The sequence below is a fragment of the Kribbella sp. NPDC048928 genome (assembly GCF_043197975.1).
In the GTDB taxonomy this organism is placed as follows: Bacteria; Actinomycetota; Actinomycetes; order Propionibacteriales; family Kribbellaceae; genus Kribbella.
Genome location: NZ_JBICUC010000002.1, coordinates 413,575 through 437,725 on the forward strand (window position 1 = coordinate 413,575; position 24,151 = coordinate 437,725).

Here is a 24,151-nt window from a genome sequence, read left to right on the forward strand (position 1 = left end):
CGTTCACCACCGAAGTATCGCCTGGCAAGCTGATCCATTTATGAACATCGGTCCACGTGCTGCTGGTGGGAATGTGACCGCCCGCGAATTGATGGCCTTCTGCAGTAGGGATGTTCTCCAGGAGCCATTGCGCGTCAGCCTCAGGAACGTTCTCGTCGTGCGTGCCGTACCAAATGCCAACCGAGCCCGCGCAACTGGGTCGTCCCAAGCCGGCGGACCGGGCGGCGCTCCTGGATACTCCGGGCCCCCTGCTTCGACCTGACCCAGGATGTCGGCACCAAGCTGCGCGAGCTGTCCCCGAAGAACGCCCTCGGGAGGCAGCGCCACAACCTGCGGACGAACACCCGAGATCACCGCGCATCGCGTGACGCGGTGCGGCAAGAGCGCCGCACACGCCAGCGCATGCGGACCACCACCTGAACCACCCGCGATCGCGAACCTCTCCCACCCCTGGCTGTCCGCGAGCGCCTCGACATCCCGCACAAAATCAGCAACGGTACGTCCCGGCTGCCGCGTCGAGCCGCCGTACCCAGGACGGTCTGCCATGAGGACTCGTACGCCGCTCTGCTCCATCGCGGCAACCTGATCAGGACGCCGCAACCGAGTGCTCGGAGTTCCGTACAGCTCGATCACCGGCACCCCATCAGCGGGCCCGTACAAACAGAACCGAAGCGTGCGCCCCTCCACGCCGACTTGGCCATCCACCAATACATCTAACTCCATGCCCAGCAATCTGTCTCCCCGCGGCGCACCAGGTAGTGGCCACGCCGCTGGAGTTCACAATTGGGCCCTCAACACGTCAACCGCACCGCCAGGACGACACGGGTCATAGCCGTGCTCGGTGAGCCAGCGACGACACCGTCGCCGGTTCAGAATGAGCTGCAACAACACTTACCTCATCCGTGGGCAACCAGTACGGTCCTTCGGATGTTTCAGGAGGTGCGATGATTCTCCCGCCGTTGGTACTCACAGGTGGGCCGGCAGCGGGGAAGAGTACGACCGCTCGTGCTCTCGCGGCTCGACGTGCAAGGTGTGCGGTCATCGATGTGGATGACGTACGTCAACTTGTTGTCGCCGGCGCTGCTGCTCCGTGGGAGGGGCTGGAGGGTAGGGAACAGCAACGGCTTGGTGTGAGGAACGCCTGTAGCCTCGCTCGCAACTGCCTGGGCATGGACATTGAGGTCGTGATCGCAGACGTACTGACGCCGGCGACCTCCGCCTTGTACAGACACGAGCTGCCCGGGTGCCTGATCGTGCACCTGACGGTGGAGCTGCCGGAAGCTCTGCGGCGCGCCGCGTCCCGCAGGATCTGGCTGACCGACGAGGAGTTCCGCATGCTCCACGAGGCCGACGCGACGAATCCCCCGGACTCCGACCATCGCATCGCGGTGGACACCCTCGACCCGCGGAACCAAGCCGAGTCGGTCGCCAGGCTCTGGGAAGCGCCCAACGCCCAACCACTCCAGCAGCCATGATCCGCTGTGCGACGGCGATGTAACGGGAGTTCGGCTACGCGATAGGCGAGTTCGCTGCGGCCGGCCTCGGCAAGTCGGCGCTCAGCAGCGAATACACGTACATGTCTCGACGTTCCTCGCCGACCTGCTGCCAACTGCGCAGGAGGCCCTCTCGTTGAAAGCCGGCACGCTCGGCCGTTCGCTGTGACGCGACGTTCCATGGCTCGACATACAGGTGAAGACGCGGAATGTGCAGCTCATCCAGAGCCCACGCGACGACCGTTCGAACGGCTTCCGCAGCAATCCCCTGGCCACGAGCCGACCCGACCACCCAATAGCCCAGCGACGCGCGCCCCTCCTCCAGCTCTCGCAGCCACAAACCGACCATCCCAAGCCCCCGCCCGTCCTCAACCCGCGCGATGACGAACGGATACCCGCTGCCAGCAGACGCCCGCTCCCACTGCCGACGGATGAACGCCTCACCCGCCTCCCGCGAGTACGTCGACGGAACGGTCGTGACCAACGGGATGTACTCGTCGCTCGACGCCTCACGGACAAGAGGCAGATCGCCAAGATCCCACTCGCGAAGCACAATCCTGTCGCCCACCAAGCGCGGAACGTCCAACGCAGCAACCATGCACCCATCTTGCCGGGATACACTCAACGCCCGCCGTGCCAGACTCCCTCCGGTGCGTCCGATCTCTCATGAGCCCGCGGGCTACTCGTGCCCGTTCTGCCGACTGCAGCGCGACGAGTCCAACGACCGAAATCAACCCACCGACATCATCGCCGTCACTGATCTCGCGTACGCGCGGATCTCTCCGAAGTGGTGGCCGGGCAACCCTGGCGCCGCGCTGGTGATACCTCGTCGCCACATCGAGAACCTGTACGCGATGCCGCCCGAAGATGGTCACGCCGTCTGGGACCTCACCCAACGTGTCGCCGTGGCGATGCGCGACACGTACGAGTGCGAAGGGATCTCGACGCGGCAGCACAACGAGCCCGCAGGCAACCAGGACGTCTGGCACCTGCACGTTCATGTGTTCCCGCGGTACGCCGACGACCACCTGTACCAGCGTCACGACCAAACGCGCTGGATCGGAGCATCCGAACGCGCCAACTTCGCCGACCAACTACGGTCCGCACTAGCAATGCCCGTCACGTTCGCCTAGTACGCGCATGCGCCGAAAAGACTGTGGTTGGCTGGCGCCGTGTCCGACAACGTTCACTTCACCGCGAAGCTGCCCACCAAACGGATAGCCGCCGACTGCTTGTTCACGGACCAAGCCGACCGCCTGCTGGTGCTCGAACCTCCCTACAAGCCGACCTGGGACCTTCCAGGAGGCATGGTCGAACGTGACGAATCACCACGACTCGCCGCCCAACGCGAGGTCCGAGAAGAGATCGGCCTCATCGTCGAGCCCGGCAACCTGCTAGCCGTGGACTGGGTACCGCAGTCGGGAGACTTCACAGAGATCATGGCGCTTCTCTTCGACGGCGGCGTTCTGACGCCAGCCGACATCGCCCAGATCGTGCTCCAGCCAACCGAAGTACGTTCCTTCAGATTCGTCACCCCCGAGGAAGCCGAACGCCTCCTCGACCCCGAGCAGTACGCCCGCGTCACAGCCGTCCTCAACAACCGCACTACAACCACTCCCACGTACCTCGAGAACGGCCGTGCGCCCAGCCCCAACTGACCCGCGTGATCCGTACGTTCCGTCCGGAGAGCTGGGGCAGGTAACCGTGACCGCGGGCAGCTCGACAGGTAGTGCGCCTCGAGACACTGTACGCACGCAGCACTTTCACGCTCAGGTGCACTACCCACCGACCACGCACCGACCGACACATCCTGTCGAGCTGACCACCCACCGCCGCTCCCCCAACCACATGCAGCCACAGCAGGACGATCCAGGACGGGAAACCCTCCGGTGCCGGCCGAAAACCGATTGCTTGCTGAGCTGGAATTTCGACAGAGTAATCGTATGTCGCCTGAGAACGTCGTGGACGAGTGGAGAACGCGTGGATTTGCGATCATCCCTGGGTTCTTGTCGGCGGGGGATCTGGCGCCGGCGCTTGGGGAGTTGGCGACGATGTTTCCGACGGCCGACGGATTCCACGACGGTACGGATGAACGGCGGTCGAGGTATGTCGAGGACGAGTTCGACGGGATCGACACTTTTCCGTTCGCCAGCAGCGAGTTCAGCATGCTTGCCGTACATCCGAGGATTGTGGAACTCGCGGAGTTGCTGCTCGGGCAGACCGATTTGCGACTGTCGTCTGCTGAGGCTTGGGCGAAGTACACGGGTGCCACGTCGTACGACCAGGGACTGCACCGCGACTACCTGAACCAGACGGTCCTGGTGCCGTCCACGGACGACCGGTACCAACACCTCGAGCTGTTCGTCTTTCTCGTCGACGTCCCGGAAGAGCTCGGGCCGCCGCACCTCGTGCCGTACGAAAACACCGCTGACTTGCCGATGAATCCGAACTTCTATCCGCGCAGTGGCGGTACGGGCGACTTCGTATCCCCGGACGACAACGCCCGCCTGTACGACGCCGAGGAGTCCGGATCTGCTCCGGCAGGAACTGTGATCGCGTTCAACACCCGTACGTTCCACCGCGGCACGGAACTGCGGAAGACCCTCGGCGCGCGGTACTCGATGCAGCTGATCTTTCGGCCGGCCGAAGCGGATTGGGGTCAGCGCATCGGCTGGGCGATCCGCAGCCATGAACCGGCCTGGTACGAGTTCGTCCACCGTGCCACACCACGCCAGCTAGAACTATTCGGCTTCCCCGCCCCCGGCCACCCGTACTGGACCAACGAGACCCTCACCGGCATCGCGCAGCGGTACCCCAACCTCGACATCACACCTTGGCAGACCGATTGACCGCTATGCGACCAGTCGGGCTCTCAGCGCGGTGAGCTGGTTGTCGTCCAGTCCGCCCTGACGGAGGTACGCCTCGGCGCCGCCGTAGTGGTCTTCGAGGTGCTGAAGTACGGCGAGCATCGTCTCTGGGCGAGCGGTGAAGGACTCGGCCAGTTGGCTGCGTTCTTCTGGGTCGTTGATGAGGGCAAGCTGTTCGGTGAAGTGGTCACGCATGCGGTCGTCCAGGAGGGCGTAGTCGGCGGCGACCGATTCGGCCGGTACTCCGGCGACTCTCAAGGCCAGCGCGACCACGTTCCCGGAGCGGTCCTTCCCGGCATGACAGTGGACGACGACTGCGCCGGCCGGCGCGTCCGCGATCGCCCCGACGGCAGCGGCGAACAGCTCGGGGTGGAGGTCGAGCATCGCCATGTAGCTCCGTTCGAGACTCAGGGTCGGGTCGTACGGATCGTCGGCGTCGTAGAGAGGCATGTTGCGATAGACCGGGTCCGTCGCGAACGGCGACGGGTCACCGTCGCACTCCGGTGGCGTCCGCACATCGATGATTCGGCTCACGGACGCCTCGCGTACCGCCGTCACACCGGCCTCAGTCAACCGGCTGAGATTGTCCGAGCGAATCAACGCCCCACCAGCAATCCGCCGTCCGTCACCAGCAGGCAGACCACCAAGATCACGAACATTAAGACAATCAGGCCACGTCAACTGCATGCGTCCGCTCACGGATATCTGGACCTTCCTTCATCTAGGGGTCACGGCCGAGTGTGTCAGTTGCGCCGCCGGCCGCCGAATTCGCATGCCCAAGCTCGAAACGTACAAGAAGCAGGCGAAACTGCTCGTTCGGTGGCACCGCGGCGGGAACTTCTCGAATGGCGGTCGCATCCGACAACTCGCGCGCTATCGCACGTTGTCCGACCGCGAAGCACTCGCGCTGAAGTTTCCACTGACCGAAGCCCAAGAGATCATCGCCCTGGAAGCGGGCTGCGCCAGCTGGGCCGAGCTCAAGGCGAGTACGGAAACGGCCCCGCCCAGCGAGCAACCGAAGGCTCAGGACACAGCTGTCGCGAGTGCCAAACCGGTGCTCTACGTCGCCGACGTCAATGTCTCAGCCACGTTCTACCGGAACCAGCTCGGATTCCGGATCGACTTCTTGCACGGCAACCCGCCGTTCTACGGATCGATATCACGCGACGGCGCAACCTTGCACCTGAAGCTCGTAGACAACCCGGTGTTCGTGGCCGCCGAGATCGTGCAGAAGCTGACCAAACAGGCGTGGGGCGGCACCGACTTCATCATGCGCGACCCGGACGGCAACGCGATCGCGTTCGTCGGCTGAGTCCCGGCTGATGCCGGGTCAGGTGTTGTGGTGCTCGAGCCATTCCTGCGAGGTGACTCGTTTGCCGTCCACTGTGGGCTGTAGGGCGTCCCATGCGGACCGGTAGCCAAGCACTGACATGGCGCTGGCTACTCGAAAGCCTCCTGCCTGGATGTCGAACACGTTGGAGGGCCATTCGTGGCGGGTCAAACCCCAGAAGTCGGTGAACGGACCGGCTTCTGGGGTTTGTACCAGGAAGAGTTCGACCATGATTCCGTCGGTCTCGAAACCGCGCTTGTGCGGCAGCCGCTTCTCGGTGATCTCGTCGACGCCCCCGGTCGCAAGAAACGCGTTCACCGCTTCGAAACTGTCGGCTGGGTACAGCAGGTCGACGTCGTTGTGTGCTCTCGGCAGGCTCAGGCCGAGCAGTTCTGCCGCCCATCCACCGAACAGCCAAGTTCTGATGCCGGCGGACTCCAAGCGGGTAACAACGTGCTCGACAAAATCGAGGTCATTGACTCGCGACATGGTACGAACCGTAACGGCCCGCGAACAGGCCGGTGGCATCCTGGTGGGCGTGGAGCGGGTGGTGGTCTTTGGCTGTGCTGGCAGCGGCAAATCAACCCTGTCCAGGGAGTTGGCCACTCGCACTGGGTTGCCTCTGACCGAGCGCGATGCTCTCGGCGTGCCCGGGTCGCGCGACTATCGAAAAGCCCTCGGCGGGCTGGCCCGCCAACCGCGATGGATCTTGGACGGCGCTCCGTACTACGAAGACGATCTCATCTACGGCGCTGCCGACACCGTGATCTTCCTGGACTACCCGAAGCTGCTGGTGATGTGGCGGGTGCTGCGGCGAACAGTCTGCGTTGAGTTGTTCCGCCGCCCTGTCGGAGCGCACCAGCCTGGCGGGTTGGGTGCTTGGCGCGACAGCGAGCATCCGCTCCGATGGGCGTGGGCATCTCACGAGACCCGCCGTCAGGAGGGCCTCGCGCTGATCGCCCGCCCCGACCTGTCAGACGGTGATGTCATCCACTTCACCCGCCCGGCCCAAGCAAGACGCTGGATGGGCCAGCTCCGCCACCGAAGTCGCGTTGGCAAGAGCAGCCCGGACAAGGAAAACCCCAGGTCATCTAGCTCGTGACCTGGGGTTTCTGCTGCGCGCTCGGAGGGATTCGAACCCCCAACCTTCTGATCCGTAGTCAGATGCTCTATCCGTTGAGCTACGAGCGCTGGACAACGTCGAGTAACGATACATGGAGGGGGCTGTGGATTGCCAATCGGCTTGGGGGTGGGGGTGTGCGCGGCGTACTGGGGGCTGGGGTGGTGGGGATCTACGATCCGCGCATGGGAATTGAGGACTTGCTGGGCGGGCGGGATCTGGGGGATGTGAAGAAGGCGGTCGGGTTCGTGATGGAGAACTCGGACGACTTCCAGAAGGTGCTGGAGCTGGTGCGCGGGCTGCCGGATGACGCGGTCGGGTTCCTCGGGAAGCTGCCGGAGCTGTTGAAGACGATCGGCACGGGGCTGGCGGACGCTGGGGAGCAGGCGGGGAAGGCGGCCGGTGCGCTCGTCGGGGAGGACGGCGAGGGTGGGGCGCGGAAGGCGTTGACCGGGAGTGCCGGGACGATGAACGCGGCGAAGGACAAACTGCATGACGCGGCCGGGATGCTCGCGGGGCTGGCCGGCGAGCTGGACAAGATCCCGGGGATCGGTGACGCGGCGGCGAAGAAGCTGAACGACGGCAGTGGTCAGATCGGCGGGGTCGCCACTGAGATCGAGAGTCTGGCGGGCAATCTGCAGGACCTCTCCGGCATTCTCGCCACGGTCGGCGAAGCGCTGAAGGGCCTCGGCACCAAGCTCACCGAGTCCGGCGGGTCCGTCCAGACGCTGCTCGGCTGACCGGCCCGAGGCCAACTGTCGGGGGTGTGTCCAACCCGCGGTGGGTGTGAACACGCTATCGCTTGTCCACACCCACCGTTGGCTGTCCGCGGGCACCGTTCGGTGGTTGAGGGGTCAGAGAGGACCTTCGCGTGGCTAGGGTCGCGGGCATGGGTAGTCGGCTGGGGCGCGGTACGGCGATCGGGTGCGGTGTGGCTGCGCTGATCGGCGGTGGGGTCGGGTTCGCGGTCGGGGAGCCGGTGACACCGAAGGACATCGTGCCGGCGCGGGCGCTACCAGCCGATCTGTGCGCCCGGCTCGGCGACGTCGCGAAGCTGTTGCCTGAGGCATCGGGCGGTCCGGTGACGATGGCCGGGGGCGGTACGTCGGCGATCACCTGCCAGGCGGCCAGTTCGCGCGCGAAAGTACGGGCGTACACAGCGGCCAACGTGAAGGTCACCATCACCCCGTACGGCGGGCAGGACGCCGGCGCCGGAAACGCGCCGTACACGCCGCATCAGGTGGCGAGCCGTACGTTCACCCGCTCGCCGTTCAAGAACCTCGAGGGCGACCGTCCGTATCCGACCAAGGTCAGCCGGACCCACAGCGGGCTGGCCGGTGAGTCGTGGAAGGTGCGCGCACTCGTGCAGCACGCGGATGTCGTCGTACTGGTGGACTACACGGCCAACCCGGTCGACGGCGACATCGCGCAGAGCGCGGCACTGGCACTCGCGGACCGCGCCATCTGGGAGAGCAAGTGAACGACAGCGCGCCGGAGATCCCCGGCTACCAACTGGACCAGCGGATCCTGCTGCACCCGCTCGCGGAGCTGTGGCACGGCCGGTCGTTCACCGGCATGGAGGTGATCGCTCTCGTCCTCACCGACGACGGCGCCCGCAACCAGACCGTGGTCGACCGGCTCAGCGGATCCAGCCGTGACGCCGCACTGGTCCCCGGCCGGCAGGAGACCCCGCTGTGGGCGGCGAACTTCACCTCCGCACGCCCGTACGCGATCACCCAACTGATCCACGGGCAGACCGGCGCCGAGCGCCTGATCGACCCGCTCGACGGGATCGTCGGCAACGACGAGGACGCACTGAGCGCGGTCCGGGTCCAGCTCAGCCAGTACGGAGCAATGCAGCCGACCGCCCCGCCCGGCGCCGACCCCCACCACAACCCGGCCCCGAACAGCGCCCCACAATCCAGGTCCCAGCAGAGCAGCATCCCGTCGTACGCCGAGCGCCCGGCCGCAGCGGACCAGGCCGACGAGCCGAACCAAGCGTCCCCGACACCCGAGCACCAGCCATCCCGGATCGAGATCGCACGCCAGTACCGGCGGAAGATCGGGGCCTGGGTGTACGCCGTGGTCGCGGTCGTGGTGCTGATCGTGTTCACCATCGCGTACTCGATCGGCACCGCGATCGGTAGCGCGGTGAAGGACGATCCGGCCGAGGCCACCGACCCGGCGCCGGTCGTCACGCCGGAGGCGTACCCGGAGACCGTGCTGATCCCGGCGACCAAGCTCGTGACCACCGCGCCGTACAAGCGCCCGGACGGTTCCGCCGGCATCTTCGGCGCGGCCTACCCGGCCGGCGCCGACGTCCAGGTGGTCGCCAATGCCGAGCTCCCGTTCCCGATCGGCTGGCCGCGGCCGCCGCTGGTGAGCTTCCTCGGCGAGTCGTCGCAGCTGGTCCTGCGCAAGATCATGACCAAGAACGACTACGCGCCGGGCGGCCTGAAGAACGCGATGCAGGCGCAGATTGCGCTGCACCCGTGCGCGAACCTTGCCAAGTGCTTGGCCGACCGGCCGTCCTTCGACCAAGAGTGGACGAAGACGTTCAAGGCCACGGCGCCGGCGACCGCGAAGGACGGGCGAACCTGGCTGACCGTGTCGGCCAAGACGCCGTACACGATCACGATGACGCACGCGTTCCAGAGCGGTGGCCAGTGGTGGCTGGTCGGCGCGATGGTCTACGGCCAGCCCGCCGAGGCGCCGGACGTCCAGCGAGTCGTGAACGACATCTGGCGGCAGACCAGCTGACGCACCGCAAAATCTCCCGGAACGGCCCGCGCAGACAGCGCGGGCCGTTCTCTTTTTCACAAGCGGCACGGGAAAGCGATTGTCGCGGAAACTTTGTGACCGGGTTCACTTCCAGGCGGTTCTCAGACCCGGGGTCGGTCGCGTACGGTTAGTACCACTTGCAAACTGGTATGTATCCACTGGATCGACTGGTATGCGACAGATCACACCGCCAGCCAGCTGCAGCGACCCGCCGGAGACCCCGGCGGCCGGACGCCGTACCGCCTTCAGCGTCGAAGGGCCGGACGCCGCCGGATCCCGGCAGCCGAGAGGGGAAATGAGCTGCGAATGACGACCATCGCCAATCCGACCCGTACCAAAGCCGACCACCGAGCCGACTCCACGGACCCCCTCGAGGACCGCCGGACGTACGACCTGAGCAACGCCCCGACGCAGCACACCGGCCTGCTCGCCTGGGTCGCCGAGGTCGCCGAACTCACCCAGCCCGACCGGATCCACTGGGTCGACGGCTCGGAGGCGGAGTACGCGAAGCTCACCGGCGAACTGATCGCGGCCGGCACCATGGTCCGGCTGAACGACGAGAAGAAGCCGAACTCGTTCTGGGTACGCACCGATCCAGCCGACGTCGCGCGGGTCGAGCAGCGTACGTTCATCTGCTCGGCCGCGGAGAAGGACGCGGGTCCGACCAACAACTGGGTCGACCCGGCCGAGATGAAGGCGACGCTGACCGGGCTGTACCGCGGCGCGATGCGCGGCCGGACGATGTACGTCGTCCCGTTCTGCATGGGCCCGCTGACCGCCGAGAAGCCGATGTTCGGCGTGGAGATCACCGACTCCGCGTACGTGGTCGCGTCGATGCGCATCATGGCGCGCACCGGTGCGGACGTGCTCGCGGCCATGGGTGCCGACGCGCCGTACGTCCCCTGCCTGCACTCCGTCGGCGCCCCGCTCGAGGCCGGCCAGCAGGACGTCCCGTGGCCGTGCAACGACGAGAAGTACATCGTGCAGTTCCCGGAGGAGCGCGCGATCTGGTCGTACGGATCCGGGTACGGCGGCAACTCGCTGCTCGGCAAGAAGTGCTACTCGCTGCGGATCGCGAGCGCGATGGCCCGCGACGAGGGCTGGCTGGCCGAGCACATGCTGATCCTGAAGCTGATCTCGCCGGAGAAGAAGGTGCACTACGTCGCGGCGGCGTTCCCGAGCGCCTGCGGCAAGACCAACCTGGCGATGCTCGACCCGACGCTGGACGGCTGGGAGGTCGAGACGCTCGGCGACGACATCGCCTGGATGCGGTTCGGCGCGGACGGCCGGCTGTACGCGGTGAACCCGGAGTTCGGCCTGTTCGGTGTTGCCCCCGGCACCGGCTGGAAGACGAACCCGAACGCGATGCGCACCATCGAGAAGGGCAACTCGGTCTTCACCAACGTCGCGCTGACCGACGACGGCGACGTCTGGTGGGAGGGCTACTCGCCGACCCCGCCGGACCACCTGACCGACTGGAAGGGCCGCGAGTGGACGCCCGAGTCGGGCGAGCTGTCCAGCCACCCGAACAGCAGGTTCTGTACGCCGATCAAGCAGTGCCCGATCATCGCCGACGAGTACGACGACCCGAACGGCGTACCGATCTCCGCGATCATCTTCGGCGGCCGGCGCGCGACCACCGTCCCGCTGGTGACCGAGTCCCGCGACTGGGCGCACGGTGTCTTCATGGGCGCGACGCTGTCCTCGGAGACGACCGCCGCGGCCGTCGGCCAGGTCGGCGTCGTCCGGCGGGACCCGATGGCGATGCTGCCGTTCCTCGGGTACGACGCGGGGCAGTACTTCGACCACTGGCTGACCGTCGGCAAGCAGCACGACGCGGCGCAACTGCCGAAGATCTTCTACGTGAACTGGTTCCGCAAGGACGCCGAAGGCAAGTTCGTCTGGCCGGGCTTCGGTGAGAACAGCCGCGTGCTGAAGTGGGTCATCGAGCGGATCGAGGGCCAGGCGGACGCGGTCGAGACGCCGATCGGCCGGGTGCCGGCGGCGGACGCTCTGGACGTCACCGGACTGGACCTGACCGCCCGGGATCTCGAGATCGCCCTCGACGTCGACGCCGAGGAGTGGAAGGCCGAGCTCCCGCTGATCGAGGAGTGGTTCGCCAAGCTCGGCGACACCGTCCCGGCCTCGCTGCGGAGCGAGCTGGACAACCTGAAGGCCCGTCTGGGCTGACGAACGCCGGCCGCTGTTTCGGAAGCCAGTGGCCGGACAACAGCGCGGCGCCCCGGCTCATCCGCCGGGGCGCCGCGCTGTGCTTTTCCGGAGCCCCGCCCGCGATGCTGTCCTTTGCCGGTGCGGTCGCCGTACGTTGACGGCATGCGAATGAAGATCGGTGTGATGCTCCCCCTCGGTGCCGGCGACGGACCGGGCGGCGGGATGCCGGGGTGGAAGGACGTACGGGCGGTCGCCGAGGCGGCCGAGCAGGGCGGGCTGGACTCGGTCTGGATCGCGGACCATTTCTTGTACCGGGACGCCGACGGCCAGGTCTTCGGCATGCACGACAGCTGGACCTTGCTGACCGCGGTCGCCGCGGTCACCGAAAAGGTTGAGCTAGGCAACATGGTGCTCTGCGCCTCGTTCCGGGACCCCGGCCTGACGGCAAAGATGGCGGCGACCCTCGACGAGGTCTCCGGCGGACGCCTGACCCTCGGCGTAGGCGCCGGCTGGCACGACCCCGAGTACGAGGCCTTCGGCCTACCGACAGATCACCGGGTAGGACGATTCGAGGAGTGGCTCGAGATCGTCGCACGCCTCATCCGAGGCGAGACAGTCACCTACAACGGCACCTACTACAAGGTCCAGGAAGCAACCCTCGACCCGGCCCCACCGCACCGCATCCCGATCCTCGTCGCCGGCCACCGCCCCCGCATGCTCCGCCTGATCACCCAATGGGCCGACGCCTGGAACACAGCCTGGTACGGCACCCCCTCAGAAAAACTGGACGACCGTCTGCAAACCCTGGACGACGCCCTCAAAACCGCAAACCGCCCGGCCGACGACATCTCCCGTACCGCAGGCCTGATCGTCCGCGACCCCGACCAACCGTCAGCGGAATCCAGCCCAAACGCCATCCCAGTACAAGACCTGCCCAAAGCACTAGAGGCCTACGAGCAACGAGGCATCAACCACGCCATCATCTCCCCAGAACCAATGACGCCACGCTCCATAGAGCAGATAGCACAGGCAGCAGCCGCATACCGCCAACACGACTAGCACCCCGAGCACGAGCAGCACAGGACCCCGCCAAACCACATCCCCGCGACACCACATCCCCGCGTAGAACACCCAGCGGGGGGTCCGGGGGGCGAAGCCCCTCCGGGCGGGGCCCGGGGGTTGCACCCCCGGAAGAAATAACCGGAGCTCTTTGCCTGCGCTTTTTGCAGGCAAAGAGCTCCCAGAGCGGAGGCGGCGAGATTTGAACTCGCGAGAGGGGATTACCCTCAACCCGCTTAGCAGGCGGGCGCCATCGACCGGACTAGGCGACGCCTCCTCCGACGGTCCACTCAACGAGTAGACGCGACGAGGGCCAAGACTATCTGCTCGACCGGTCCGCGAGCAAAGCGGGGCGCCAGGCACGCTCGACGCCGGGCAGGGCGGGGCGGTGGGCACGCTCGGTGGGTGGTACGGCACGTGTGGTGGTCGCCCGGTGCCCCTGTACGCTGGCGGACATCGACGGGGGTCGCCAGCATCACGTCAGCCAACACGTCAACCAACTTGCTGTCGTGGGCGTCTGAAGTACCGTGGGCCGCTGCGTGCGGCCGACGCAGGGGCCGTGACGTCGTCGATCAGGGAACGGAGCCATGACGCGGAGTACTCGCGCTGCCGGTCGGAGGTCAGCACCACGCGCCTCCCGGGTCCGGGCCCGCTCGCACCGCGCCCGTTCGGCGTCGAAGGCGATCGGCCTGACCTTGGTCAGTGCCCTGGTCCCGGGGTCGGGGCTGCTGATGGGCGGCCGGAAGAAGCTCGGTGCGTTCGTACTGACGCTGAGCATCGGCCTGCTGCTGATCGCCGCGTATTTCGGGATCGCGAAGCGTGACTCGGTACTGGCCCTGGCGGTCTCGCCGCGGCAGCTGCTGATCGCGACCGGCGCGGTCGTCGTGCTCGGCGTCTGCTGGATCTGGGTCGTGGTGGCCTCGCACAAGCTGATCCGCCCGGTCAGCATGACCTACACCGGGCGGCTGGCCGGCTCGATGTTCGTCGGGCTGCTGTGTTTCGCGATCGCCGTACCGACCACCGTCGCGGCGCAGACCGTGATGGCGCAGCGCGACCTGGTCGGCAGCGTCTTCAAGTCCGAGGGCAACTCGAAGAGCGCGACCCGGCCGAAGGTGACCAACAAGAACGACCCGTGGGCGAAGATCCCGCGGCTGAACCTGCTGCTGCTCGGCGCCGACGACGGCGTCGGCCGGACCGGTGTCCGGACCGACACGGTGATCGTGGCCAGCATCGACACCAAAACCGGTAACACCTCGCTGATCTCGCTCAGCCGGAACTGGATGCGGATGCCGTTCCCGGCCGACTCGCCGCTGCACAAGGTCTACCCGGACGGGTTCTGGGACCCGAGCAAGGGCAACACCGAGCAGCCGGAGTACTACCTCGACGCGATGTACGACAACATTCCCAAGGAGCACCCGGGGATCCTCGGCCAGACCGACAACGAGGGCGCGGACGCGGTGAAGCTGGCCGCGAGCGCCGCGCTCGGCCTGGACATCGACTACTACATGCAGGTCAACCTGGCCGGCTTCAAGCAGATCATCGACGCGCTCGGTGGGATCACCGTGAACGTCAACTACCGGGTGCCGATCGGCGGCGACTACGGCGAGGGCCCGGGGACGAACGGGCACAAGCTCCCGAGCGGCTACATCGAGCCAGGTGCGAACCAGAAGCTCGACGGCTATCACGCGCTGTGGTTCGCCCGCGGCCGGTACGGCCTCAGCGACCCGTCCCGCCAGGAGCGGCAGCGCTGCACGATCCACGCGCTGGTGAACAGTGCGAACCCGCAGGCGCTGGTGACGAAGTACCAGGAGATCGCGAAGGCCGGCAAGGAACTGCTCCGGACCGACATCCCCGGGGAGCTGCTGGGCGCGTTCGTCCAGCTCGGTCTCAAGGTGAAGAACGCCAAGGTCACCAACATCGACCTGGACAAGGACAAGAACTTCCCGAGCGGCAAGAACCCCGACTACGAGGCGATGCAGAAGATCGTCCAGAAGTCGCTGAACCCGCCGGCGCCGACCACCAAGCCGACGGTGAAGCCGACCAAGAAGCCGACCAGCGGCGCCACCACGAAGAAGCCGACGCCGACGAAGACCACCCCGGGAACCGCCGAGAACCTGGCCGACGCGTGCGCCTACAACCCGAGCGAGACCGGCACCGGGAACTGAGCCGAACCGCCTGCGTGAACCCCTCCGGGTGAAGGATTGGCCCAAAGTGAAAATCGGTCACATCTGGGGGTGACTGTGAGGCGTTCGTTGGCGGTTGTCGCCGGGGTCGCGATCCTGGCGAGTGCGGGATGCAGTAGCAGCAAGCCGGAGAGTGCTGACGCGCCCTCTGCCGGCAGTACGGCGACGAGCGCGCCACCACCTAATACGACCGCGCCCAAGCCGAAACCGACGCCGGCCCCGGTCGCGCTCTCGGTGCCGATGTACCAGCGCGCGCTGACGAATGTCGAGAAGGTCCTGAAGCCGAGCGTCGCCCGCGTGATGAACGCGACGACGGTGGCCGCCTTCGACGCGAGCCGCAAGCAGCTGGCCGCCGCCGTCCTGATCGAACGCGGCGCGCTCGCGAAGATCACCCCGCCGCGCGGTCTGGTGACCGCGCATCCTGCCGTACTGGACGCCTTCGACGCCTATGCCGGGGAGGTCAGTACGCAGCTGACCGAGGCTGGCGCGACGAAGACCGGCTGCGGTCTCCCGAAGTCGCTCGAAGTACGGCTGTACCAGGCCAAGAGCGGCGTGCGGACCGCGTTCGCCGGGCTCGCGCAGAGTGTCCAGAAGTCGATCGGGAGGGGCGTGAAGTTCGGCGCGTTGTCGGTGCCGGCCAAGCCGGTCGCTCCGGCCGTGATCGGCGGCCGCGGCAAGAACGGCGACGTGTTCCAGCGTTCGGGCTCGCGGGGCGCGGCGTCGCTCGCGATCAACAACGCGGGCAGCGACGTGGTGATCGTGGTGGCGCCGAGCAGCCCGAAGGCACCGCAGGCATCGATCTACGTCCGGGCGAACAGCAAGGCGACGCTGCGCGGGATCCGCGGCGACTACTGGGTCTACTTCAAGTCCGGGACGAGCTGGGACGCGAAGAACCACCGGTTCACCGAGGACTGCTCGTACTCGAAGTACGACGACCGGTTCGACGGCTCGTACAACTGGACGATCAGCCTGACGAAGACCCCGTACGGGAACGCTCCGACCTCGGAGACGGAAGCCTTCTGAGGCGGTCGGCCCGGCCGGATGAGATCCTGTGTTGATGCGTACGACGTACCGGATGCGGGCGGGCCGATTCCTCGGGATCCTGGCCGCCGGGCTGATCATTCTCGGGGTGGCCGCCGTGCTCTGGGCGTTCGGGCTGCCCGCCGTCGCGGTGTCGGTGTTCGTCACCCTCGGGGGGCTGATCACGCTGGCCGGCGTCTGGATCCTGGCCCGGCCGCCGAAGGTCGCGCAGTTGCGCGACCGGGAGATCGAGGTCCGCGGCGTACGGACGGCATGGACCGACATCACCGAGGTCGGCCGGGTCGAGACCACCCACGGCGAGGCGATCGTGCTGCGTACCAAGCTGGCCGACCAGCCGATCCTGCTGCCGGTCTCGTGGCTGGTGCCGAAGCAGCTCCCGACGCTGGAGACCGTGCTGCGCGACAAGCTGAACGCCGCCCACGGGTACACGATCTGGGACGGAACTGTTCCGGAGGACACCGGCGGCGCAGAATGATCCGGTGCTTTCCTTCGAGCTGTCGTACGACGAACTACTGACCTATCAGGGCACGAACCCGCGGCCCGCGGACTTCGATGCGTTCTGGGACCGGGCGTTGCTCGCCCTCGACGAGGTGCCGGCCGACGCGGAGTTCGTCGACGCCGACGACTTCCCGCTGACCAGGGCCGTCGCCCAGCACCTGTACTTCACCGGCACCGGTGGCTACCGCGTGCACGCGAAGGTGGTGCGGCCGGCTGATCCCGTCGGGCCGGCGGTGCTGCTGTTCCACGGCTACGGCGGCGAGCAGCCGAAATGGGTCGACCTGCTGCCGTACGCGGCCCGCGGGTTCACGGTCGCGGCGCTCGATGTCCGCGAGCAGGTCGGTTTCCGTACGCCGTCACAGGCGGCGAACAGCTTCTCGCTGCATCATCATCTGGTGCACGGCCTGGATGACGGTCCGGACGGGCTGCTGTACAAGCACGTTTTCCTGGACACACGCCGGCTGGCGGACATCATCGGCGCCCTGCCGGAGGTCGACGCGTCGCGGATCGCGTCCACCGGGTGGAGCCAGGGCGGCGGGCTGTCGCTGGTTGCGGCCGCGCTGACGCCGACGATCAAGTACTGCGCGAGCGTGTACCCGTTCCTGTGCGACTACCAGCGGACCTGGGACCTGAATCTGGAGACGTCGCCGTACGACGAGATCGTCACCTGGTTCCGCAAGCGCGACCCGCGGCATCTGCGGCAGGACGAGGTGTTCAACACGCTCGGCTACATCGACGTGCAGCACCTGGCTTCACGAATCCAGGCCGAGGTCACGCTGTTCGTCGGCCTGGAGGACCAGATCTGCCCGCCGTCCACCCAGTTCGCCGCGTACAACAAGATCCAGTCCCCGAAGGCACTACGCCTCTACCCCGACTTCGGCCACGACGACCTCCCCGGGGCTCACGACGACATCCACCAACTGATAACCACCAACCTCTGACTACAACAGGAACCAGTAATTCTCTGTCGCTCCTTGGGTGGCTCGCCCGCCGCCCAGAGAGGTGTACAGCCTCTGCGCCGGAGTGTTGTGCGCACCTGTGGTGAGAAACATCTTGGTAGCACCCGCCTCGCGCCCCGCACTCATGAACGCAGTGACGAGTCCCCGCGCAATCCCTTTCCTGCGGTGCGATTCAGCAACCTCGACCTGATGCAGGTAGACCATCGACGTACCATCAGGCCGCCCGATCCAAGCCCCCCAGCACCACCCAGTCAGCTCCGCATCCTCAGTAGCCACAAACACCAAGGTCCCCGGCATCCCGAGATAATCCGCACCAGCCTCACCCCCCATAAACCGCCGCACAGCCCGCCCAAGCAACACACCATCCGGAACGCTGATCATGTGGGCTTCTTCCAGGTGATGGAGTAGCGGTAGAGGAGGTGCCGCCGGTACGTGGCGCCGGGCAGCACGTCAACTGCCAGATCGCGCATCTCCGGGAACGTCATCGGTGGCGGCCACACGAGCGGCGCGGAGTGCTGCCAGTAGCCCTTGACTGCGCGATGGGCCGTCCCGACAACCATTCCCGCGACCTCGTACGGCAGATCGCGCGGCAGCCTCGTACGGGCAAGACCTACGACCACGAGCGCTCCGCCCGGGCGCAGCAACTCACGCATCCGGAGAAGCCCGACGCGGGCGTCCACATGGTGCAAGGTCGCGACGGACCCGATCATGTCGTACGACGCAGACTCCAACGGGTATTCCAGGAAGTCTCCGTGCACGTACGAGACGCCGTCGCCGTACCCACGCGCCAGCTCGAGGCTCGGTGCGTCGAGGTCGATCCCGGTGACATCCGGTACGACCTCGCGGAGCTCACGCGCAAGCATGCCCTCGCCGCACCCGATGTCCAGCGCGCGCTCGGCGCCGTCCGGGACTGCCTGCAAGATCTTCGGGTGGTAGTGGATGTTGTGGTTCCAGCGTTCGCGCATCCGGTCAGCTGTCCTGGATCGCGGCGTCGATGGCGGCCACCAGTTCCTGGTCGTCGGTGGCGGGCCAGGTGTGGTTTTGGGGGCAGGTCCATTGGTCTGGGTTTGCTGGTACTACGCAGCCGAAGAGGCGGACCTTGCCGGCTGAGGCTGCCTTGTGCGCCGCCGGTGTGGGCAGGCCGTAGAGGATCGGGACGCCGTGTTCTCCACAGATCGGGCAACTCGGTGGGTTCGCCATTTGTCCAACGTACGTTATGGGGCGTCCAGTAGTGCTTGGTGAATCTTGGCCAGTGCCTTCAGCAGTTGGGCGCGTTCGGTCCTGGTGAGGGTTGCGGTGATGCGGTCCTCGAGCGCTTGCCGTTCGGCTTCGACCGGGCCTTGGAGGGCGCGCCCGGCCGGGGTCAGCCAGAGTCGTACGAGCCGGTTGTCGCGGCCGTCGGGACGGCGTTCGAGCAGGCCGGACTCGGCCATCCGGGTCGCGAGTTTGGTGACGGCGGGCGTGGTCACGTTCACCGCCGCGGCGATCTCCCCCGGCGTCCGCCCGTCCTCCGCCCACAGCGCGGCGAGCAGATGGTCCTGCCCGAGCCGCAGCCCGTGCCGCTGGACGGCGGTGTCCGCAGCAGCCCGCAGCAACTTGGACGTCTTGCTGTGCAGCTCCAGAAATTCAGGCACGACGAACTCCTGCCTTGACGACGAGATCGTTTACCAGTTAACGTTCCCAATAGATCGTTAACCGGTAAAGGAGTCTCTCATGCTGCTGGTCACCGGCGCCACCGGACACATCGGGCGCGCCCTCGTCGACGAGCTCAACCGCCGCGACGCCCGCTTCCGCGCACTGGTCCGCGGCCCGCGGCCGGATCTCCCCGCCGAGCAGCTGATCGGCGACCTCGACGGGCCGCTCGACCTGCACGGCGTCGACAAACTGTTCCTGCTCGTCCCCGGTACGGGCCTAGCGCACACCACGAACGCAGTCGCCGCAGCGCGAGCAGCCGGCGTCCGCCGGATCGTGTACGTCTCGTCGTACGCCGTCCTCGGCGACCCGGTCCCAGCGATGGGCCGCTGGCACTACGAACGTGAACGACTCATCCAGGACTCCGGCATCCCGGCGACGTTCCTCCGCCCGACCGGGTTCATGACCAACACCATCGACTGGCTGCCGACGATCCGCGCGGGCGGCTACGTTCTCGACCCGATCGGCCCCGGTCGGGCCGCGCCGGTCGACCCGGCCGACATCGCGGCAGTCGCGGCCACGGCGCTCGTCGAGGACGGCCACGAGAAGCAGGCGTACACGGTGACCGGGCCCGAGGCGTTCACCCTCGCCGAGCAGGTCGCGATCCTCGGCGCCGCGATCGGGCGCACCATCGACGTACGGCCGATCGAGACGCCGGAGGAGGCGGTCCGCTTCCGCTATCCCGACGGCGCCTCGCCCGAGCTCGCCGCGGCGATCGTCGAGGGCCTCCGGCTGATGCGCGCCGACACCATCGGCCTCCGTACGGATGTCGTCCGGCGCATCACCGGGAACGAGCCGCGGACGTTCGCCGACTGGTGCCGGGAGAACGCGGCCGCGTTCGGGTAAAGCGGGCGTTCGCCCTGCATCGTCGTACGATCGCATCGGCAGTCGGACGGTGCGCAGCGGTGAGGAGCAGGAAGTGGTCTTCGGATTCAGGTCGGCCCAGCAGCGGGCGGCCGTCTGCGACGCGATGGCCGACGCGTACGCGGGCGACTTCCGGCACGTCGGCCTCGTCCGCGGACTGGCCCGGCAGGTCGCCGTACAGGACGTGGACAACATGATCGCGGCCAGCGACGTGCCTCGCAGTTCGGAGGCGATCCTGGATCAGCGGGCCACCGGCGAGCCGGCACCGGCCGACATCAAGGACCTGCTGCGCCAGGCCGCGGCGCAGGGCTTCACGGAGACGCTCGGCGACCACCTCCGGACGCCGGACGTCGCGCGCAACCTGCTGGCGGAGTCCCACGGCCCCGGCCGACAGAACTCCCCGATGCGTACGGCTGCGACCGCCCTCTTCAGGGACTCGGCCGAGGCACAGGCGCAGATCCCGCCAGAGCAGCACGCCAACGCGATCAGCAGCATCCAGCAAGCGATGGAGAACGAGGCCAGAAGGCTCGACGCCGCGCCCCAGGACCTCGTCGGCCACTCGGGCCTGCCGCCGAGCGACCTCAACCAGACGCTCGACGAGACCAAGACCATCGGGGCAGACATCGCCGGAGCGGGCATCGAGGAAGTGGACCGGCTCGCGCATCCGCCGGCACCTGTCGGCGAGCCACTGCAGCAGGCGGCAGCCGTCGACGGCAAGGCCGCACAGGACGCAGCGTCCTCAGGCGTCGCGCCGGCCGGCAGTACGCCGGCGGGCGGGACCACTCCAGCGGGCGGGTCCGGGCGACCGGAGAACGCTGCGGCAGCCGCACGGGTTGATCCGCGGATTGCCTACGGCATGGACTCCGGCCGCTCGGGCGCACGCGAGGCCTGACTTGTCGGTCAAGTAGCTCCGCTGTACCGGCCTGGTGAGGCATGGTCAGTACAGCGCAGCCGCCTAGTTGGCCTCTTTTGTTGCCCAGTAGTGCCATTGCGGAGAAGCGATAGGGGATCGGGCCAGGCCGTCCGGCCAGGTGGCCGGCAGGTCGTGACTCCGTGCCGCGTACAAGATCACCTCCGATGCGCATCGGTCGCCGCGCACCGCCACCCGGGCGGCGGTCTCGGCCCGCATGTCGGCCAGGTAGTGGATGGCCGGCAGGAACTCGGCGCTCAGCCGCGGACCGAGCCGGCCGACGGGTTCGTCGTCGAGCCGGATCTCGACCACGATCCGGTGCCGGTCCTGGATGCCGTCCTCCTCCTCGATCGCATGCATGGTGGCGTACACCCAGCACTCGCCCTCCGCACGGAAGAACGGCGCCAGTACGTCGGGATGCAGCTCGCTGCCCGGGACCACGATGCCGCTCCCGGGCGGCAGCAGGTGATAGCTGCCCGGTGGTGGCAGGTTCACCGGGACCAGCATGTGCGGCTGCCCGAGGGCGACCGCGACGCTGGCGTGGAACTCGGTGCCCTGGACGCCCTTGCCGTCCCAGTCCGCCGGCTCCCACTCGCTGACCCACAGGTGGCACGGCACCTGCGGTTGCAGGCCTTGCGCCACCAACTCCGACAGCACCGGGTGGTACCGGTGCGCGTCGTCCCTCGGCAGATAGCCGACAACCTTGCCCTGCACCCGGACGGCGATCGACCGCGGGTCGAAACGGTTGTGCGGTTCCGGGACGAGGTCCGCCTCGATGTCCAGATCTGCTCCACGCGCCGGGATGGGATCGGGGAACAGGCTACGGATCGCCTGCTCGTGCGGAGTCTCCCGCACGACTTCCTGACCACACCACAGAGCGTCTCCCCACAGACTGAACGGAATCAGTTCCATCTGTGCCCTCCAGTCCTCACTGACCGGCTTTACCCGGCTCATCCCGACCAGGACCCTGGTCGTTACACCGAGTGAGCGTATGAAAACTAGACTGCCCAGTGAAGGGCCGTTTCACGCATAGTGCAAGAGTCTGATACGCAAAGGTAAGCCGCCGGTCCGGACTGTGGACGCGGATCGTCTTGGGCAGCGAGCGAAAAGCCGAAGATCGTGCAGATGCACGGGAAGGAACGTCATGCAGGGCAGTGCTTCTGACACTCGATCGACGGTCGACGCGGACGCGGTCGAGGCCGCGATCAAGCGCTTGGACGGGGTCGCCGTCCGGACCCCGTTGCAGCGCAACCTGCGCCTGTCCGAGCGCACCGGCGCGCAGGTCTGGCTGAAGCGCGAGGACCTGCAGATCGGGCGTTCCTACAAGCTCCGCGGTGCCTACAACCTGATCGCACAGCTCGACGACACCGCGAAGGCCGCCGGCGTGGTGTGCGCAAGTGCCGGGAACCACGGGCAGGGATTGGCGTATTCGTGCCACATCCTCGGCGTTCAGGGCAAAGTGTTCGTTCCGCGGACGACCCCGCGGCAGAAGCGGGACCGGATCGCCGCGCTCGGCGGCAAGCAGATCAAGGTGATCGTCACCGGCGACACGTACGACGACGCGGCCGCGGCTGCCGTTGCCGAGGGCGCGGCGAGTGGCGCAACCATGGTGCCGGCGTTCGACGACCCCAGAACCGTTGCGGGGCAAGGGACCGTGGCCGTCGAGCTGGTCGAGCAGCTCGGGCAGGCGCCGGATGTGCTCGTGGTGCCGGTCGGCGGCGGCGGTCTCGTTGCAGGGGTTGCAACCTGGATCACCGAGCGGCACCCCGGCGTCCGCATCGTCGGAGTCGAGCCGGCCGGCGCGGCAAGCATGGCGGCAGCGCTCGAAGCCGGTGCGCCGGTGAGGCTGCCCCAGCTGGACAGTTTCGTCGACGGTGCCGCCGTACGCCGGGTTGGCGACGTCACGCTTCCGCTCGTGCAGCGGGCCGGTGTCGAGCTGATGTCGGTGCCTGAGGGCCTGGTCTGCTCGGAGATGCTCGCGCTCTACCAGACCGACGGCCTGATCGCAGAGCCCGCCGGCGCTTTGTCGACAAGTGCCCTCGGCAACGGTCTCGACGTACGGCCCGGCGAGACCGTGGTCTGCCTGCTCTCCGGCGGGAACAACGACGTCAGCCGGTACGGCGAGATTCTCGAGCGCTCCTTGGTGTACGAAGGCCTGAAGCACTACTTCCTGGTGACGTTCCCGCAGGAGCCCGGCGCCCTGCGCGCGTTCCTCGACGAGACGCTCGGGCCGGACGACGACATCACCCTGTTCGAGTACGTGAAGCGCAACAACCGTGAGACCGGCGTCGCCCTGGTCGGTATCGAGATCGGCACCCGCGACGACCTCCCCGGCCTGCTGGCCCGGATGGAGGCCGCCCCACTGGACATCGAGCGCATCGACCCGAACTCCCCCGAGTTCAGGTACCTGATCTAGCCCTTGGTGTGCTTCGGGCGTCGCGGGTCGTGCGGGTGGTTGCCGTCGTCCCAGTCCGGCCGGACGTTCTTCTCGCCCATCTCGTCCTTTTCGCCCGGCCACAGGTTCTGCGCGTGGTCGCGGTGTTCGTCGGACTCGTTGCGGGCGTCCGTGGCGGCCTGCTGGCGCTCCTGCGCACCTGCCGCGAGCCGCCGTGCCTCAGCGGCCTTCTCGTCGGCGATCGCCTGCGCCTTGCGGGCCCGGGCATCGACCTCGTCGGCCACCGCCTGCTGCTTGTCGGCCTCGACCGCACTCACCTGAGCCTGCTGCTCGTGTTCGTGCGCTTCCTGCCGCGCCTGTTGCCGCTGCTGCTCGGCGCGGCGCTTCGACGACCGGGACGCAGCCCCGGCGATCAGTGCTACCACGATGACCAGCACGGCCACGGCGACGACGATCCAGACAATGGTCATTCCGTTCATCGCTCCTCCTCGGCTCGATGCTCAGAACATCCGGTACCCGCGGTCGTCGCCGCCTAACACCTCCTAGACGAGGCCGCGGCGGGCGGCCCAGACGATTGCTTCGATCGCGGTGCTGAAGCCCAGGCGGTCGCAGATCAGCCGGGTACGGCGGCGGACGGTGCGCTCGGACAGCTCCAGCCGCCGGGCGACACCGTCGACCGGAAGGCCGGTGGCGAGCAGCCGGAGCAGTTGCAGATCGTCGTGACTGATCTCGCGCGGCGGCACCCGGCGCGCCACCGGTCGAAGTTCCTGGGGGAGGACGGTCATGC

The 24,151-nt window shown here is 67.3% G+C and carries 29 protein-coding genes and 2 tRNA genes; 18 read left to right on the plus strand and 13 right to left on the minus strand.

From position 1 onward, the window contains the following. Window positions 1–3: 3 nt before the first annotated feature. Window positions 4–723 (minus strand): alpha/beta fold hydrolase, encoded by a 720-nt coding sequence (locus ACGFI6_RS08825; RefSeq protein ID WP_393116471.1) that lies wholly within the window; start codon window positions 721–723, stop codon window positions 4–6. A 446-nt stretch (window positions 724–1,169) separates the two neighbouring features. Here ACGFI6_RS08825 and ACGFI6_RS08830 point away from each other — a divergent pair, with 446 nt between their 5' ends. After that, the gene (locus ACGFI6_RS08830; RefSeq protein ID WP_393116473.1) at window positions 1,170–1,475 is read left to right on the plus strand and encodes a hypothetical protein; all 306 of its coding nucleotides are present in this window, start codon (window positions 1,170–1,172) and stop codon (window positions 1,473–1,475) included. Window positions 1,476–1,509: 34 nt separating this feature from the next. Here ACGFI6_RS08830 and ACGFI6_RS08835 read toward each other — a convergent pair whose 3' ends face one another. After that, a complete protein-coding gene (locus tag ACGFI6_RS08835; RefSeq protein ID WP_393116475.1) occupies window positions 1,510–2,091 on the minus strand; it encodes a GNAT family N-acetyltransferase in 582 nt (193 codons plus the stop codon). 52 nt (window positions 2,092–2,143) lie between these two features. On the opposite strand from ACGFI6_RS08835, the gene ACGFI6_RS08840 reads away from it, so the two are divergent. The 3 genes from ACGFI6_RS08840 to ACGFI6_RS08850 all read left to right on the plus strand — a co-directional run bounded on the left by ACGFI6_RS08840 (window position 2,144) and on the right by ACGFI6_RS08850 (window position 4,342). Then, the gene (locus ACGFI6_RS08840) at window positions 2,144–2,626 is read left to right on the plus strand and encodes an HIT family protein (RefSeq protein WP_393116476.1); all 483 of its coding nucleotides are present in this window, start codon (window positions 2,144–2,146) and stop codon (window positions 2,624–2,626) included. Window positions 2,627–2,665: 39 nt separating this feature from the next. Beyond that, window positions 2,666–3,151 (plus strand): NUDIX domain-containing protein, encoded by a 486-nt coding sequence (locus ACGFI6_RS08845; RefSeq protein ID WP_393116478.1) that lies wholly within the window; start codon window positions 2,666–2,668, stop codon window positions 3,149–3,151. 285 nt (window positions 3,152–3,436) lie between these two features. Beyond that, on the plus strand, window positions 3,437–4,342 hold the full coding sequence (locus ACGFI6_RS08850) for a phytanoyl-CoA dioxygenase family protein (RefSeq protein ID WP_393116480.1): 906 nt from the start codon (window positions 3,437–3,439) through the stop codon (window positions 4,340–4,342). A gap of 3 nt (window positions 4,343–4,345) precedes the next feature. On the opposite strand, the gene ACGFI6_RS08855 is transcribed toward ACGFI6_RS08850, so the two are convergent. Further along, complete coding sequence (locus ACGFI6_RS08855; protein ID WP_393116482.1) at window positions 4,346–5,047, minus strand: tyrosine-protein phosphatase; 702 nt, start codon at window positions 5,045–5,047, stop codon at window positions 4,346–4,348. Here ACGFI6_RS08855 and ACGFI6_RS08860 point away from each other — a divergent pair. Next, on the plus strand, window positions 5,046–5,672 hold the full coding sequence (locus tag ACGFI6_RS08860) for a hypothetical protein (protein WP_393116484.1): 627 nt from the start codon (window positions 5,046–5,048) through the stop codon (window positions 5,670–5,672). The two genes, ACGFI6_RS08855 and ACGFI6_RS08860, sit on opposite strands and share 2 nt — an antisense overlap. An 18-nt stretch (window positions 5,673–5,690) precedes the next feature. On the opposite strand, the gene ACGFI6_RS08865 is transcribed toward ACGFI6_RS08860, so the two are convergent. Further along, window positions 5,691–6,179, minus strand: a complete 489-nt coding sequence (locus ACGFI6_RS08865) for a nucleotidyltransferase domain-containing protein (protein WP_393116486.1) — start codon at window positions 6,177–6,179, stop codon at window positions 5,691–5,693. Between ACGFI6_RS08865 and ACGFI6_RS08870 the strand changes: the two genes are divergently transcribed. After that, window positions 6,178–6,792, plus strand: coding sequence for a hypothetical protein (locus tag ACGFI6_RS08870; RefSeq protein WP_393116487.1), 615 nt, complete (start codon window positions 6,178–6,180; stop codon window positions 6,790–6,792). The two genes, ACGFI6_RS08865 and ACGFI6_RS08870, sit on opposite strands and share 2 nt — an antisense overlap. 16 nt (window positions 6,793–6,808) lie before the next feature. Here the strand turns inward: ACGFI6_RS08870 and ACGFI6_RS08875 are convergent. Next, window positions 6,809–6,881 (minus strand) — tRNA-Arg (locus ACGFI6_RS08875). A gap of 114 nt (window positions 6,882–6,995) precedes the next feature. Between ACGFI6_RS08875 and ACGFI6_RS08880 the strand changes: the two genes are divergently transcribed. From ACGFI6_RS08880 to ACGFI6_RS08900, 5 genes are all read left to right on the plus strand, one after another. Further along, window positions 6,996–7,550 carry a hypothetical protein gene (locus tag ACGFI6_RS08880; protein WP_393116489.1) on the plus strand — a complete coding sequence of 185 codons (555 nt, stop codon included), beginning with the start codon at window positions 6,996–6,998 and terminating at the stop codon, window positions 7,548–7,550. Between the two features lie 149 nt (window positions 7,551–7,699). Next, a complete protein-coding gene (locus tag ACGFI6_RS08885) occupies window positions 7,700–8,290 on the plus strand; it encodes a hypothetical protein (RefSeq protein WP_393116491.1) in 591 nt (196 codons plus the stop codon). Beyond that, entirely contained in the window at window positions 8,287–9,570 is a 1,284-nt protein-coding gene (locus tag ACGFI6_RS08890) for a hypothetical protein (RefSeq protein ID WP_393116493.1), read from the plus strand. Before ACGFI6_RS08885 ends, ACGFI6_RS08890 begins: the two co-directional genes overlap by 4 nt. Window positions 9,571–9,897: 327 nt before the next feature. After that, a complete protein-coding gene (locus tag ACGFI6_RS08895) occupies window positions 9,898–11,781 on the plus strand; it encodes a phosphoenolpyruvate carboxykinase (GTP) (protein WP_393116494.1) in 1,884 nt (627 codons plus the stop codon). Window positions 11,782–11,925: 144 nt separating this feature from the next. Beyond that, a complete protein-coding gene (locus ACGFI6_RS08900; RefSeq protein ID WP_393116496.1) occupies window positions 11,926–12,822 on the plus strand; it encodes an LLM class flavin-dependent oxidoreductase in 897 nt (298 codons plus the stop codon). A 187-nt stretch (window positions 12,823–13,009) separates the two neighbouring features. Here the strand turns inward: ACGFI6_RS08900 and ACGFI6_RS08905 are convergent. Beyond that, window positions 13,010–13,099, minus strand: a tRNA-Ser gene (locus tag ACGFI6_RS08905). A 310-nt stretch (window positions 13,100–13,409) separates the two neighbouring features. On the opposite strand from ACGFI6_RS08905, the gene ACGFI6_RS08910 reads away from it, so the two are divergent. The 4 genes from ACGFI6_RS08910 to ACGFI6_RS08925 all read left to right on the plus strand — a co-directional run bounded on the left by ACGFI6_RS08910 (window position 13,410) and on the right by ACGFI6_RS08925 (window position 17,485). Next, complete coding sequence (locus tag ACGFI6_RS08910) at window positions 13,410–14,987, plus strand: LCP family protein (protein ID WP_393116498.1); 1,578 nt, start codon at window positions 13,410–13,412, stop codon at window positions 14,985–14,987. Between the two features lie 69 nt (window positions 14,988–15,056). Further along, entirely contained in the window at window positions 15,057–16,028 is a 972-nt protein-coding gene (locus tag ACGFI6_RS08915; protein WP_393116500.1) for a hypothetical protein, read from the plus strand. Between the two features lie 34 nt (window positions 16,029–16,062). Continuing rightward, window positions 16,063–16,521 carry a hypothetical protein gene (locus tag ACGFI6_RS08920; RefSeq protein WP_393116501.1) on the plus strand — a complete coding sequence of 153 codons (459 nt, stop codon included), beginning with the start codon at window positions 16,063–16,065 and terminating at the stop codon, window positions 16,519–16,521. A gap of 4 nt (window positions 16,522–16,525) precedes the next feature. Continuing rightward, on the plus strand, window positions 16,526–17,485 hold the full coding sequence (locus ACGFI6_RS08925; protein ID WP_393116503.1) for an acetylxylan esterase: 960 nt from the start codon (window positions 16,526–16,528) through the stop codon (window positions 17,483–17,485). Here the strand turns inward: ACGFI6_RS08925 and ACGFI6_RS08930 are convergent, their stop codons facing one another. Genes ACGFI6_RS08930 through ACGFI6_RS08945 form a run of 4 tightly spaced genes read right to left on the minus strand, consistent with a single transcriptional unit; the run spans window position 17,486 to window position 19,137 of the window. After that, window positions 17,486–17,884 (minus strand): GNAT family N-acetyltransferase, encoded by a 399-nt coding sequence (locus ACGFI6_RS08930; protein WP_393116505.1) that lies wholly within the window; start codon window positions 17,882–17,884, stop codon window positions 17,486–17,488. After that, window positions 17,881–18,468, minus strand: coding sequence for a class I SAM-dependent methyltransferase (locus ACGFI6_RS08935; protein WP_393116507.1), 588 nt, complete (start codon window positions 18,466–18,468; stop codon window positions 17,881–17,883). The genes ACGFI6_RS08930 and ACGFI6_RS08935 overlap by 4 nt, the downstream gene beginning before the upstream one ends. 4 nt (window positions 18,469–18,472) lie before the next feature. Then, window positions 18,473–18,703, minus strand: coding sequence for a hypothetical protein (locus tag ACGFI6_RS08940; protein WP_393116509.1), 231 nt, complete (start codon window positions 18,701–18,703; stop codon window positions 18,473–18,475). A gap of 14 nt (window positions 18,704–18,717) precedes the next feature. After that, window positions 18,718–19,137, minus strand: a complete 420-nt coding sequence (locus ACGFI6_RS08945; protein WP_393116511.1) for a MarR family winged helix-turn-helix transcriptional regulator — start codon at window positions 19,135–19,137, stop codon at window positions 18,718–18,720. A gap of 79 nt (window positions 19,138–19,216) precedes the next feature. Between ACGFI6_RS08945 and ACGFI6_RS08950 the strand changes: the two genes are divergently transcribed. Together ACGFI6_RS08950 and ACGFI6_RS08955 are read left to right on the plus strand one after the other, a co-directional pair. Next, on the plus strand, window positions 19,217–20,041 hold the full coding sequence (locus ACGFI6_RS08950; RefSeq protein WP_393116513.1) for an NAD(P)H-binding protein: 825 nt from the start codon (window positions 19,217–19,219) through the stop codon (window positions 20,039–20,041). Between the two features lie 73 nt (window positions 20,042–20,114). Further along, the gene (locus tag ACGFI6_RS08955; protein WP_393116515.1) at window positions 20,115–20,951 is read left to right on the plus strand and encodes a hypothetical protein; all 837 of its coding nucleotides are present in this window, start codon (window positions 20,115–20,117) and stop codon (window positions 20,949–20,951) included. Between the two features lie 63 nt (window positions 20,952–21,014). Here ACGFI6_RS08955 and ACGFI6_RS08960 read toward each other — a convergent pair whose 3' ends face one another. After that, window positions 21,015–21,881: an HIRAN domain-containing protein gene (locus ACGFI6_RS08960; protein WP_393116517.1), complete on the minus strand. Its 867-nt coding sequence runs from the start codon at window positions 21,879–21,881 to the stop codon at window positions 21,015–21,017. A gap of 232 nt (window positions 21,882–22,113) precedes the next feature. On the opposite strand from ACGFI6_RS08960, the gene ilvA reads away from it, so the two are divergent. Then, entirely contained in the window at window positions 22,114–23,385 is a 1,272-nt protein-coding gene (gene ilvA / locus ACGFI6_RS08965; RefSeq protein WP_393116519.1) for a threonine ammonia-lyase IlvA, read from the plus strand. Here the strand turns inward: ilvA and ACGFI6_RS08970 are convergent. Then, the gene (locus ACGFI6_RS08970; protein ID WP_393116521.1) at window positions 23,382–23,843 is read right to left on the minus strand and encodes a hypothetical protein; all 462 of its coding nucleotides are present in this window, start codon (window positions 23,841–23,843) and stop codon (window positions 23,382–23,384) included. The genes ilvA and ACGFI6_RS08970 overlap by 4 nt on opposite strands. A 63-nt stretch (window positions 23,844–23,906) precedes the next feature. Then, complete coding sequence (locus ACGFI6_RS08975; RefSeq protein ID WP_393116523.1) at window positions 23,907–24,149, minus strand: LuxR C-terminal-related transcriptional regulator; 243 nt, start codon at window positions 24,147–24,149, stop codon at window positions 23,907–23,909. Window positions 24,150–24,151: the final 2 nt, after the last annotated feature.